This window comes from Amycolatopsis alba DSM 44262, from assembly GCF_000384215.1.
Classification (GTDB): Bacteria; Actinomycetota; Actinomycetes; order Mycobacteriales; family Pseudonocardiaceae; genus Amycolatopsis; species Amycolatopsis alba.
In genome coordinates this window covers 5,272,868-5,286,094 of the sequence record NZ_KB913032.1, presented here as the reverse complement: position 1 = coordinate 5,286,094, position 13,227 = coordinate 5,272,868, and the positions used below count along the sequence as shown (strand labels likewise).

Genomic DNA, 13,227 nt, shown 5'->3' with positions numbered 1-13,227 from the left:
CTGGGCGGCCCGGCTGACACGCCCCCGCCACGGCGCTGACACGGCCGGTGTCAGCGCCGTGTCAGCCGCGTGTCAGGTCTCGCGGGGAGAGTGGTCCGCACAACCACCACGAAAGGCGATCCGATGACTGAGACGGTTCCCGTCCCGCAGGGCCTCCCCATGCAGCGCGACGCGGGTCCCTTCGCTCCGCCCAGCGAGATCACCCGGCTGCGCGAGGCCCGCCCGGTGAGTCCCATGGTCTTCCCGGACGGGCACGAAGGCTGGCTGGTGACCGGGTACGACGAGGTCCGGCAGATGATGGCCGACACCCGGTTCAGCTCCCGCCAGGACCTCGGCATCCTCCACGTCCCGTACGAGACGGGCATGCCCGCCCCGACCGAACCGTCCCCGCCGATGCCGGGCATGTTCGTCGCGATGGACCCGCCGGACCACGGCCGGCTGCGCAAGCGCCTCACCGGTGCCTTCACGGTGAAGCGGATGAAGCAGCTCGAAGAGCACATCGTCGAGATCACCGAACAGCACCTGGACGCGATGGCGAAGCTGGTCCCGCCGGTCGACCTGGTCAAGGAGTTCGCGCTGCCGGTGCCGTCGCTGGTGATCTGCGAACTGCTCGGCGTCCCCTACGAGGACCGCGAGAACTTCCAGGCCAGCTCCGCCCAGCTCATGGTCAGGGACCAGACGCTGGAGGAGAAGATGGCCGCGTTCGTCGGGATGAACACGTTCCTCACCGAACTGGTCACGCGCAAACGCGAGACACCCGGCGACGACATCCTGTCCGATCTCGGCCGCTACGACGACCTCACCATCGAGGAGCTGGCGGGCGCCGCGTTCCTGCTGCTGCTCGCCGGGCACGAGACCACCGCGAACATGTTGGCGCTGGGCACTTTCGCGTTGCTGGAGCACCCCGAGCAGCTGGCCGAACTGCGCGCCGACGCGGAACTGCTGCCCGGCGCCGTCGAGGAGCTCCTTCGCTACCTGTCCGTCGCCGACATCTTTTTCCGCTATGCCGCGGAGGATCTGGAACTCGGCGGCGAGACGATCCGCGCGGGCTCGACCGTCATCGTGTCGCTGCTGGCCGCCAACCGCGATCCGCGGCGCTTCGAGGACCCCGACGCCCTGGACATCCACCGCAACGCCCGCGGTCTCCTTTCCTTCGGGCACGGCGTCCACCAGTGCCTGGGGCAGCAGCTGTCGCGGATCGAAATGCGCGCGGGTTTCGAGGGCTTGCTGCGCCGTTTCCCGAGTCTCGCGCTCGCCGTTCCCGCCGACGAGGTCAAGCTCAAGACCGACATGAACATCTATGGCGTGCACGAGTTGCCGGTCACCTGGACGGAATAGCCGCCGGGAGCGCGTTGGGCTCGTGAGTGGTGTCCCGAGCGCCACGCCTGGGACGCTCACCGTCTCGAACGTGGCGCTCGGGACACCACGCGAGACCCAACCGGGATGCGCGATCCGTCGGCGGACGGTGCACGATCGGGCAGGAAAAGACTTCGCCGTGTTCGTTGTACCAACGAGGAGCGGCGCGGCTATACCTTCGTGTGATGACCGAGATTCGCGGCGCGCTGCTGCGGCCGTTGGTGACGTTGATCCGGGAGCTGCCGGGCGATCGGCCCGCGTTCACCGACGGACACCGGACCCTCACTTTCGGGGAATTGCTGGACTCGAGCGGCCGCTTGGCGGCAGGGCTCGGAATCGCCCGCGGCGACCGGGTCCTGATCCATCTCGGCGCGCGCGTCGAATTCGCCGAATACTGCCTGGCGATCCTGCGGGCGGGCGGCGTCGGGGTTCCGGTGAGCGCGCGGTCGACGGCGGCCGAGCTGACGCGGATCGCGGACGACTCCGGAGCAGCTCTGCTGATCACCGAGGCCAGGCACGCGCAAGTGGCGCGCGAGGTCCAGGCGCGGCGGCCGCGGCTTCGGGTCGTGTTCGTCGAGGACGAGCCGATGCCGCCCCTGGGTGAACCGCGCGACGATCTCGGTCTCGACGAGCCCGCCTGGCTGCTGTACACCTCCGGCACGACCGGCCGTCCCCAAGGCGTCCTGACGACGCAGCGGGCGGTCCTCTGGTCGTCGGCGGCCTGTTACGGCCCGATGTACGGGATTTCCGGCGCCGACACCGTGCTGTGGCCGCTTCCGCTGCACCACGCGTACGCGTTGTCGCTGGCCTTCGCCGGGACGATCGCGCTGGGCACGCACACGAGGATCGTCGACCGCGACCTGCGGGGAGCGCTCACGGCGTATCCCGGCAGCATCCTCGCCGCTGTCCCGGCGACATTCCTGAATCTGCGGCAGGAAGTCCGCGAAGCGCTCCCGGCGCCGCGCCTGTGCCTGTCCGGGGGCGCGCCCTGCACACCGTCGGCACGCGCGGCGGTGCGGGAGTTGTTCGGCATCCCCGTTCTCGACGGCTACGGCAGTACGGAGACCAGCGGCAAGATCGCCGTCCAGCTCCCCGGCGAGGACCACCTGACCCCGGTGCCGGGTATGGAAATCCGGGTCGCCGACGGGCAGATCGAGGTACGGGGTCCCGGCGTCGCGCCGGGCGTGGAGCTCGTGGACGGCTGGTACCGGACCGGCGACATGGGCCGTCTCGCCGTCGGACGGCTCATCCTCGACGGCCGGGCGGACGACCTCATCGTCTGCGGCGGCCAGAACGTGCACCCGACGGAGATCGAGGCGGTCATCGCCGAACTCCCCTGGGTGCGAGACGTCCTCGTGACGGGAAGACCCGACGAAGTCCTCGGCGCGGTACCGGTGGCGTTCCTCGTCTCCGACGAGCCGGACCTCGACGAGGTGCGGCGCCTGTGCCGTCAGCGGCTGTCCTCCTTCAAGGTCCCGGTGGCCTTCCATCGGGTCGAGCGCCTTCCCCGGACGCCGTCGGGAAAGGCGATGCGGAAGGAGTTGCGGGTCCCCCGGCCCAACGACGTGGAAGCGCTGGTGCGCGAGGCGATCGCCGAACTGTGCGAAGCGGACGTGGGAGAACGCTGGCGTGACCGGCCGTTCGCCGAACTGGGCCTGACGTCGCTGGGCGGCGTGCACCTGCGGCACCGGCTGGCAGAGACGACCGGCATCGACCTCCCCCAGTCACTCGTCTACGACTTCCCGACCCCGGCGGCGGTCATCGGCGAACTGGAGCGGCTGCTGTCCGGGCGGGCCGAGCCCGGCATGACGGAAACCGCGCCCGCCCGCGACGACGACCCGATCGCCATCGTCGCGACGGCGTGCCGGTTCCCCGGCGGCGTGACCTCGCCCGAGGACCTGTGGAACCTGGTGGCGGGCGAGATCGACGCCACCGGCGACTTCCCAGCCGACCGGGGCTGGGAACTGGCCGTGCGCTACGACCCGGACCCCGGCCGGATCGGCGGCTCCACCACCCGCCGCGGCGGTTTCCTTTACGACGCAGCGGATTTCGACCCCGCCGTGTTCGGCATGTCGCCGCGTGAGGCGCTCTCGACCGACCCTCAGCAGCGGCTGCTGCTGGAAACGTCGTGGGAACTGTTCGAACGCGCCGGTCTCGACACCGCCGCGCTGCGGGGCAGCGACACCGGGGTGTTCGTCGGGGTGATGAACGAGGACTACGCCAGTCGCCTGCAAGGACATCAGCTGGAAGGACGGCTGGGCATCGGGTCTTCGCACGCGCTCGCGTCCGGCCGGATCTCCTACACCTTCGGCCTGAACGGCCCGGCGGTCACGGTCGACACCGCGTGCTCCTCTTCGCTGGTGGCCCTCCACTGGGCGGTGCGTGCCTTGCGGGCCGGGGAGTGTTCGCTCGCCGTGGCCGGTGGCGCCACGGTGATGTCGTCGCCGCGCACGTTCCTCGAATTCAGCCGCCAGCGCGGCCTTTCCCCGGACGGGCGGTGCCGCTCCTACGCGGCGGGCGCGGACGGCACGGCGTGGGCCGAGGGCGCGGGGGTCCTCCTGCTGGAGCGGCTGTCGGACGCCCGCCGCAACGGGCATCCGGTGCTGGCGCTGGTGAGCGGTTCGGCCGTCAACTCCGACGGGGCGTCGAACGGGCTGACGGCACCGAGCGGGCAGGCACAGCGCGCGGTCATCCGGTCCGCGCTGGCCGACGCCGGGCTGTCCGCCGCGGACGTCGACGCCGTGGAGGGGCATGGCACCGCCACCCCGATCGGCGATCCGATCGAAGCGGAGGCGCTGATCGCCGCGTACGGCGCCGGACGGGACAGACCGCTGTGGCTCGGGTCCGTGAAGTCCAACATCGGGCACACGCAGGCCGCGGCGGGGGTGGCCGGGGTGATCAAGATGGTGGAAGCGTTGCGGCACGGGCAGTTGCCACCTTCGCTGCACGCCGATGAGCCGAGTCCCCGGATCGACTGGTCGGCGGGTCAGGTGTCCCTGCTCGCCGAGGCCCGCGCCTGGCGTGCCGGGCCGAAACCCCGCCACGCCGGGATTTCCGCGTTCGGGATCGGCGGCACCAACGCGCACGTTCTCGTCTCGGAAGCGCCGCCTCAGGCCGACGCCGGACGTCCGGCGTCGCTCACGGCGCCGTGGCTGCTGAGCGCGGCGAGCGAGAGCGCGCTGCGAGCGGCCGCCTCCCGGCTGCTGGCGACGGCGGGCGGCCGGGACGAAAACGACGTCGCGTTCACGCTCACCACCCGCACTCCGCTGGAGCAGCGCGCGATGGTCTCGTCCGGCGACCTCGCCGCGCTGCGCGCCCTCGCCACCGGGGAACGCCGCAGCCGGATCGTGCGCGGACCGGCGACCGCGGCGTTCCTGTTCAGCGGGCAAGGCGCGCAGCGCGCGGGCATGGGCAAGGAATTGTCGGACGCCTTTCCCGTGTTCCGCACGGCGTTCGACGCGGCTTGCGAGGCCCTCGGCGGTCAGGTCCGTGACGTCGCTTTCGACGGCGGCGAACTGCTGGACCGGACCGATCACGCGCAAGCCGCCTTGTTCGCCTTCGAGGTCGCGTTGTTCCGGCTGTTCGAATCCTGGGGCCTCCGTCCCGGTGCCGTCGCCGGGCATTCGATCGGGGAGATCACCGCCGCGCACGTCGCCGGCGTCCTCTCCCTCGAAGACGCCGGGACCCTGGTGGCCGCGCGTGGCCGCCTGATGGCCGCTTTGCCGCCAGGGGGCGTCATGATCGCGGTCAGGGCGGCCGAAAGCGAGGTCGCGCCGCTGGTCGGGGAATTCGCCGACCAGGTGTCGATCGCCGCGGTCAACGGCCCTCGTTCCCTCGTCCTGTCCGGCTCCGGGAGCGTCACGGAAGCCATCGCCGCGCAGTGGCCGGGTTCCACGCGGCTGCGCGTGAGTCACGCGTTCCATTCGCCGCTGATCGATCCGATGCTCGCCGAGTTCCGCGAGGTCACCGCCGGGCTGATCCACCACAACCCGGAAATCACGCTGGTTTCCGGGCTGGCCGGCCGCGTGATCACCGGCGTCGGCCCGGCGTACTGGGCCCGGCAGGCCAGGGACACGGTCCGGTTCGCCGACGCGCTGGACGCCGTGGCCGCCGAGGGAACCGATATCTGCCTGGAGATCGGCCCGTCGGCCGTGCTGAGCAGGGCAGCGGGAGCGACACTGCCCTCTGTGTCCACTATGGACACCAGTCGCGGGGTGCTGGAAGCGGCGGGCGAGCTGCACACCGCGGGAGTGGCCGTGTCCTGGCCATCGGTGTTCGACGGCAGCGGCGCCCGCCGGATCCCGTTGCCGACCTATCCCTTCCAGCGCGAGCGTTTCTGGCTCGACCCGCGGCCCCGCCGGGCCCCGGAGAGCGGCGGGCACGCGATGCTGGGCCCCGCCTTGGTCGCGCCCGGCTCACCCCGGATCGTGCACGGCGGCTCGGCAGGCGTGCGCACGCACGGGTGGCTCGCCGACCACGTCGTCGGCGGTACGACGCTGTTCCCCGCGACCGCTTTCGTCGAACTCGCCCTGCACGCGGGCAAAACCGGTCTGGCCGAGCTGACGATCGAAGTGCCGCTCCGGCTCGGCCGGGCCGAGGACGTCGCGCTCCAGGTGGTCGTGGACGGCTCCCGGATCGACCTCTACGCCCAGGACTCCGGCACTTGGATCCGTCACGCCACGGGACGCCTGCAGGCGTCCGACGTCTTCGCGCAGCCCTGGAAAGGCGAGTGGCCGCCTCCCGCCACCGAACCGGTGGACCTGGGCCGTGCCTACGCGGCCCTCGACTACGGTCCCGCCTTCCGCGCCGTGACCGGCTTGTGGCAGGACGGCGACGAGCTGTTCGCCGACGTCGAGCTCTCCGGCGAGGTCGACGGCCGGTTCGAGTTGCATCCCGTGCTGCTCGACGCGGCGGTGCACACCTTGGCGCTGGCCGGGCCGCCCGAGGCCGAGGTGCGGGTGCCGTTCCTCTGGACCGGCGTCCACGTGTTCGCCTCCGCCGCGCGCCGGGCCAGAGTCCACTGTGTACGGACAGGTCCCGGTGAGGTCCGCGTCGAGCTCTTCGACTCCGACGGAATGCCCGTCGCGGTCGTGGAATCCCTGTTCACCCGGCCGCTGCCCGCCGGGAGCACGATGCTCTACCGCCCGCGATGGGTCCCCGTCCCGGCCGCGCGCGCCGACGACGTCCGGATCGTCGACGCGCGCGGCGAAGACGCCCGCACCGTGCTCACCGCGTTGCAGGACACGCTCCCGCGCGGAGAACGCACCGTCGTCGTCACCGGTGACGTGACCGATCCGGCGGCGGCCGCCGTCTTCGGGCTCGGCACCGCGGCCTCGGCCGAATACCGCGGCCTGGTCACCGTCGTCGAGGCCGGAGTCCCCGTGGAGAAGGTGCGCGAACTCGTCGGCGGCAACCCCGAACCCCAGCTGTCGATCCGGGACGGCGTGCCGCACGCGCTGCGGATCGCCAGGACCGCGCCCGCGTCCGCCCGGCCGATCGATCCGGCGGGGACCGTGCTGATCACCGGCGGCACCGGCGCGCTCGGCGGGGCGCTGGCCCGCCATCTCGTGGCCGCGCACGGTGTCCGGCACCTGCTGCTCGTCAGCCGCCGCGGCCCGGACGCGCCCGGCGCCGAGGAGCTGCGGCGGCTGACGGCCGACGTGCGGATCGTCGGCGGCGACATCGCCGATCCCGCCTTCGTCCGGCAGCTGGCCGACGCCTGCGACCCGCCGCTGACCGCCGTCGTGCACTCCGCCGCCGTCGTCGCCGACGCCGCGTTCACCGCGCAGACGCCCGCCGGATTCGACACCGTCTTCCGCCCGAAGGCCGACGCCGCCCTGGTCCTGCACGAGGTCACGCGGCATCTTCCGCTGTCGGCGTTCGTGCTCTTTTCCTCACTCGCCGGCACTTTCGGCAATGCCGGACAGGCGAACTACGCGGCCGCCAACCGCTTCCTCGACGCGCTGGCCGTCCGGCGGCGGGCGGAGGGCCTGCCCGCGACGTCGATCGCGTGGGGCCTCTGGGATCTCGAAATCGGTCTCGGCTCACAGATCCCCGAAGCGGCGAGGCATCGCATCCAGACCTCCGGGGTGGCCGCGCTGACCGTGGAGCAGGGAATGGCCCTGTTCGACGCCGCGCTCGGGCATCCGGAACCGGTCCTGATCGCCGCCCGGCTCGACCCTGCCGCCGCCGGCCTGCCCCCGATCGCCGAAGGTCTCGGCCGCCCCGCGCCGAGACCGGCGCCGTCACCGGATCGGCGCTGGCCGGAGCATCCCTCCGAGCAGGAGCTGCGGGACCTGCTGCGCGTCGAACTCGCCGAGGTCCTCGGCCACCTGGATCCTGGAACCGTCCCCGAGGACAAGCCGTTCACCGACCTCGGGCTCGACTCGCTGGCCGTCATCGATCTGCGCACCCGGCTCCGGGAGCTGACCGGGGTGGAACTGCCCGCGCGCGTCCTGTTCGACCATCCGACCGTCATCGAACTCGCCGGGCACCTGCGAGCGTTTGACTGAGCGTCAGTGCGGTCAGCGCGACGGCGAATCCGGTGAGCTGCCAGCCGGTGAGGGTCTGGCCGAGCACCAGGAAGCCCGCGGCCGTGGCGACCAGGGGGTTGGTGAGCGTCAGCAGGGAGACCGACGTCGGGGCGAGGCGATCGATGCCGCGGAACCACAGCGGGTAGGCCAGCGCGGTGGTGACGACGCCGATGTAGCCGTAGCCGATCAGGTTCGCGGTCGTCAGCGAACCGGGGAGGCCTTCGAACAGGAGCGTCGCCGGGGCGAGGACGAGCCCGCCCATGGTCAGCTGCCAGCCGGTCATCGCCAGCGGATGGTCCGGACGGCCCCATTTCTTGGTGAGGACGATGGCGACGGCCACGAGCCCGACGGCGCCGAGCATCGCGATCAGGCCGAGCGGGTCGAGCCGGGCTTCCGACGAAAGGGTCAGCAGCGCGACACCGCCGGCCCCCACGATCGCCGCGAGCACGGTCGGCGCCGGGGTCCGGACGCGGAGGACGGCCAGCGCGAGCACGGCCACCAGCAGGGGCTGCAAGGCACCGAGGGTCGCGGCGACACCGCCGGGGAGGTGGTACGCGGCGTAGAAGATCAACGGCAGGAAGGCGCCGAAGTTGAGCATGCCGAGCACCGTCGTCTTCCACCACCAGGAGCCGTGCGGGAGCCGCCTGGTCAGGGCGAGCAGGAGCAGCCCGGCGGGAAGCGCCCGCAGCACGGCGGCCAAAAGCGGCCGGTCCGGGGGCAGCAAGGTCGCGGTGACGACGTACACGGTGCCCCAGCTGGCGGGTGCCAGCGCGGCGAGCCCGGCGTCACGAAGCGTCGGTTTCGCGGCCGCGGGCTCGGCCGGGACAGGCCGTTCGGCGATGATCGCCATGATGTCTCCTCACTGATAATCTCAACGTTGAGATAACACCAGCGAGATCTGTGAATGTCAAGTCTCTTAATGTTGAGATGATTGGAGGCGCCTCGTGGCCGACGCGGTGGACGCGGTGATCGGGCTTTGGCGGCACGAGCGGCCGGACCTCGAAGACAAGCTCTGGCCCGCCGAGGTCGTCGGGCGCATCCAGCGGCTGTCCCGGATCCTCGACCGGAAGCTCAAGGAGTTCAACGCCGAGCACGGCCTGGAGTCGTGGGAGTTCGACGTGCTCACCACGCTCCGCCGCTCCGGGCAGGCCGACGGCCTCACGCCGGGCGCGCTGCTCAAGGCCGCGATGGTCACCTCGGGCGCGATCACGAATCGCATCGACCGCATGGAGACCAAGGGCCTGGTCGAGCGGGTGCGCGACAGCGACGACCGCCGCTCGGTCAAGATCCGGCTGACCGGCGAAGGCCGCCGGGTCGTGGACGAGGTTTTCGTGCTGCACCTGGAGAACGAAGCCCGGCTCCTGCCCGATCTGAAGCCCGCGCAGTGGGCCGAACTGGTCGGCGGCCTGCGGCTGCTGCTCGAACACTTCGGCGACACGTCACTGGAGTGACTCCAGGGCGGCGGCAGCGGCGGTCAACGCGGCACCGGGGTCGACGCCGAGCTCCCGGACGGCGCGGGCGTACTCGTCCGCCGCGGCCCGAAGCAGGGCGGCCTTTCCCGGACGGTCACCGGCTTCGGCGACGACAGTCCCCCTGGCGCGAGCGGTGTGCACCCAGCCGTGCTCTTCCAGTTCGCGGTAGGCCCGCGCCACGGTGCCCGAAGCCAGCGCCAGATCCCTGGCGAGCTGCCGGATGGACGGCAGCCGGGTGCCCGGCGCCAGCGCGCCGGTGGTGATCAAATGGACGATCCGGTCCCGGACCTGCCGCCACGGCGCGATCCCGAGCTCCGTGTCGACGACGACCTTCAGCGGCATCAGACAGCTTCGGCACGCGACCGACCGGCTTCGGCACGCGATCGGTGGGCGAGGTGATACCAGCCGGCGAACCCGGCGATGACCAGGATCCAGGACACCGGACCCGTCACCTTCGGGACCGCGAGGGTCGCGGTGGCGGCCAGCCCCAGCCCGGCGGCGACCCGAGCACTCCGGACCCGCAACGCGGTGTCGGCCGCACTGTCCCCTGTGGACGGACGGCGGACGGCGAGCAGGATGACCAGCCACGTCACCGCCGAGACACCCGCGGCGATCCCGAGCAGCGCCCACCGGTGGTTGACCACGATCCACGCCGCCGAGGCCGTGGCGATCACCGCGTAGGTGACCAGACCCCAGACGGGAATGAGCCCGCGCACGTCACGCCTCCGCAACGCGGCCTCACGACGGGCGCCTTTCCGGGGCCGCTGCGCCAGCACCTCGGCGATCAGCGCGCCGACGAGCAGCGTGGCCAGGATGGACGACATGTCGTCGCCGCCCACGCCTGCGGAATCGGCCAGCAGCGGCAACCCGAGGTACAGCCACGGATACCAGAACCTGCGGCGACGCAGGTAGAGCACGGCTTCGGCAGTGTCCGACGGCGAAGGATCGCCGACACCCCACCGCCGCAGCACCTTCTTGCCTTGCTTTTCGCCCGGCCACAGCGCGATCAGGATCAGCAGGCCGAACAGGCCCATGAACAGGGCGACGCCCACGATGTTGTCGAACGGCACGATCAGCCTCCCGATACTTGTATCAAGTACACGATACAAGGGTGGTCTTGACGCCGCACGGTGAGCGTTCGGCCGGGGACCCGCGTCCTCAGAGGGGGTCGGCGAGGATCCCGTTGACGTAGGTCCCCGGATGCGTCGCGGCGTCCTGGCGCAGCACGGGAAGGTCCGACGGCCAGTTCGCGGTGAGCGCCTGGGTCTGCCCCGGCGGGATGGTCGTCACCCGCGTCGGCGTCCACGTGGCCTCGCCCGCCGCGGGCTTCAGGACGGTGATGGTCGCGGTCGCGGTGGACCCCGCCGGCACGTCGTTGTACTTCACGCCGTTGTCCACCCTTGTCAGATGGAAGACCGGGCCGTTCGGGTCGGCGGGGCCGTTCAGGTCGGCGCCAGGGACGCCGTACAGCGCGCACGTCCGCGGCGACGTGTTCTTGTAGGTCAGCGGCACGTCCAGCTGTCCCGGCGAGTTCGGGCTCGGCTTGGGAGCACCGAGGGCGAGCGACAGATCCGTTGTGGCACAACGGGGATTGCCGCCCGAACCGGCAGGTTTCCCGGCGGTGGGCGTTTTCGCCTGCCCCGGTTCACGGTTCTGCGGGGTGGGCGTGCCAGAGGCGGCGGAGGTGGCCGTGGGCGCGGCGGACGTCTCGACACCACCGCTGACGGCGGGCGCGGACGCCTGCGGCGCGGCCGACGGGGTACCGGCGTTGCCGCAGGCGACAACGGTGAGCACACCGGCGCAGGCCGCGATCACCTTGGCTGCCCGCGCGATGTTCGGTCGATTCGATCGGTGGCTCATCATCTTCTCCCCGTTTGGTGGATCATTCACCAAGCAGGATGCCCAGGCGGGGCGGAAAGATGCGTCACAATGACGCTGCTCTCACAAAAGCAACCTCGACGGCTGTCACGCATCTTTCCCCTTAGGACAGTGAAATCTGCCCGTTCGGTCACGCCCAGCCGAGCGGGACGACCTCCGCCGCCGACGTCCACGGCCCGCGTCCGCCCGCCTCGGTGAGCGCGCGGAACCGCACGTAGCGGGCACGGGCAGGCCAGAACCGGAGGGTCTTCCGCGCGGCGTCGTCGGGGAAGACGCCCGCGGCGACAGGACTCCCCCAGGCCGAACCGTCGGCGCTCAGGTAGACCTCGTAGCCGCCGACGCGGCCATGGTCCGAACCGTCCTGGCGCGGCAGGTAGTCCAACCCGGTGACGGTCCGGGCCGCTCCCAGGTCGAGCTGAAGCTCGTGGGGCAGTGGGTCCTCCCCGCAGGACCACTTGGTGTGCCAATGGGTGGCGGGATTGCCGTCGACGGCGTTCGCGGCCGCGCCGGATTCGCCCGAGGTCTCCTGGCTGTCGGCCGAGCGGACGGTGGCGGCGAGCGGCCCGGAGCCCATGACCGGGTCGCTGATGGTCTCGGCGCCTGTCTCGACATGGCCCGCGAAACGGCGAAGGAAGCCGTCCGGCCCCTGCGCGGTCAGGTCGTACCAGCCGCTCATACCGCCTTCGGTACTGAACCAGTCCTCGACCGTCGCGCCGGAAGCGACCGAGTACGTCCACGGCCCGCCGCCCCGGTTCCCGGTGCGCACGGTCAGCTCGCAAGCGGCGCCGGTGTTGGTCATCTTCAGGTACACGACACCGGAACCGGGCCGCAGCACGACTTCCGGATTCGGTTTGCCGCCGGTGGTCGCGGTGACCCGGTTTCCCGCGAACCGCCGCAGGAAACCGTTGGGGCCGTGCGCGGTGAGGTCGTACGCCCCGTCCGGGGAACCGACCTGCCAGTAGTCCGAGAGCGTGGCCCCGGTACCGACCGTGTAGCGCCACGGCCCGTCGGTCCGGTGCGCGTTGGCGTAGACGTAGAAATGCGCGCCTGCGGATCCGGTGTTGGCGAAGTCGATCCAGAACCGTTCCGCCGTCACCCGCCCCGACGCCGTCAGCTGATAGGGCAATGGGCGCGCCGTCCGGACCCCGGTCTCCGGCACGGGCGGCTTCTGCACGGAAGGCGGCTGTGGCTGGGTGTTCCACGGCCCGGTCGTCAGCACCGGCTTCGTCAGCGCCGGATAGGTGGCGCTCGGCGCCGTGGTGTCCAGCGCCGACGTCAGGTCTCCGCACACGGTGCGCCGCCACGGCGAGATGTTCGCTTCGGCGACGCCACTCCACCGTTCCAGGAACCGCAGCACGGAGGTGTGGTCGAAGACCTCCGAGCACACCTTCCCGCCGCGGCTCCACGGCGAGATGACGAACATCGGCACCCGCACGCCCAGCCCGATCGGCTCGCCGGAGACGAATTCGTCGGTCGTGGCGACGGAACTCTTGCCTTCGTCGTCGGAAGCGGGCGGCGACGGCGGCGGCACGTGGTCGAAGAAGCCGCCGTCCTCGTCGTAGGTCAGCAGGAACAGCGTCTTGTTCCACACCCCCGGCCGGGAAGCGATCGTGTCGAGGATCGACTTGACCAGGTCGGCGCCGGTGTTGGGACCCCAGGCCGGATGCTCGGTCTGCGATTCCGGCGCGACGATCCAGGACACCGACGGCAGCCTGCCCGCGTCGACGTCGGCCTTGAAAGCGTTCAGCAACTGTTTCGGCGCGACCCTGTCCAGCCCCCGGTCGTACAGGGCACGCTCGGCCGCGGTCAGGGTCGCCACCCCGGCCGCCAGCCCGTCGAGCAGCCGGGTCCGTTCGGCGGCCGAGGCCGAATCCAAGGCGTAGTAGAAGTACTCCAGCTTCGGGAAGGCCTTGCCGGCGGAGTCCTTCACCTTCGACAGCGCCTTGGTGCCGACGGCGAGGAAACTGCTGAAATAGTCCAGCGAATTG

At 71.3% G+C, this 13,227-nt stretch carries 8 protein-coding genes; 3 read left to right on the top strand and 5 right to left on the bottom strand.

All coding sequences use genetic code 11. From position 1 onward, the window contains the following. The first annotated feature begins 123 nt into the window (after positions 1–123). On the top strand, positions 124–1,338 hold the full coding sequence (locus AMYAL_RS0125230) for a cytochrome P450 (RefSeq protein WP_026467427.1): 1,215 nt from the start codon (positions 124–126) through the stop codon (positions 1,336–1,338). Between the two features lie 203 nt (positions 1,339–1,541). Next, entirely contained in the window at positions 1,542–7,868 is a 6,327-nt protein-coding gene (locus AMYAL_RS0125225) for a type I polyketide synthase (protein WP_026467426.1), read from the top strand. On the opposite strand, the gene AMYAL_RS0125220 is transcribed toward AMYAL_RS0125225, so the two are convergent. Further along, complete coding sequence (locus tag AMYAL_RS0125220; protein WP_020634042.1) at positions 7,831–8,739, bottom strand: EamA family transporter; 909 nt, start codon at positions 8,737–8,739, stop codon at positions 7,831–7,833. The genes AMYAL_RS0125225 and AMYAL_RS0125220 overlap by 38 nt on opposite strands. A gap of 94 nt (positions 8,740–8,833) precedes the next feature. Between AMYAL_RS0125220 and AMYAL_RS0125215 the strand changes: the two genes are divergently transcribed. Continuing rightward, positions 8,834–9,340 carry a MarR family winged helix-turn-helix transcriptional regulator gene (locus AMYAL_RS0125215; protein WP_020634041.1) on the top strand — a complete coding sequence of 169 codons (507 nt, stop codon included), beginning with the start codon at positions 8,834–8,836 and terminating at the stop codon, positions 9,338–9,340. On the opposite strand, the gene AMYAL_RS0125210 is transcribed toward AMYAL_RS0125215, so the two are convergent. The 4 genes from AMYAL_RS0125210 to AMYAL_RS46085 all read right to left on the bottom strand — a co-directional run bounded on the left by AMYAL_RS0125210 (position 9,329) and on the right by AMYAL_RS46085 (position 13,169). Then, the gene (locus AMYAL_RS0125210; protein WP_020634040.1) at positions 9,329–9,703 is read right to left on the bottom strand and encodes a GntR family transcriptional regulator; all 375 of its coding nucleotides are present in this window, start codon (positions 9,701–9,703) and stop codon (positions 9,329–9,331) included. The genes AMYAL_RS0125215 and AMYAL_RS0125210 overlap by 12 nt on opposite strands. Further along, positions 9,703–10,431, bottom strand: a complete 729-nt coding sequence (locus AMYAL_RS46090; RefSeq protein ID WP_020634039.1) for a hypothetical protein — start codon at positions 10,429–10,431, stop codon at positions 9,703–9,705. Before AMYAL_RS46090 ends, AMYAL_RS0125210 begins: the two co-directional genes overlap by 1 nt. Before the next feature lie 88 nt (positions 10,432–10,519). Continuing rightward, positions 10,520–11,221, bottom strand: a complete 702-nt coding sequence (locus AMYAL_RS0125200; RefSeq protein WP_020634038.1) for a DUF4232 domain-containing protein — start codon at positions 11,219–11,221, stop codon at positions 10,520–10,522. A gap of 148 nt (positions 11,222–11,369) precedes the next feature. Further along, positions 11,370–13,169 (bottom strand): alkaline phosphatase family protein, encoded by a 1,800-nt coding sequence (locus AMYAL_RS46085; protein ID WP_020634037.1) that lies wholly within the window; start codon positions 13,167–13,169, stop codon positions 11,370–11,372. Positions 13,170–13,227: the final 58 nt, after the last annotated feature.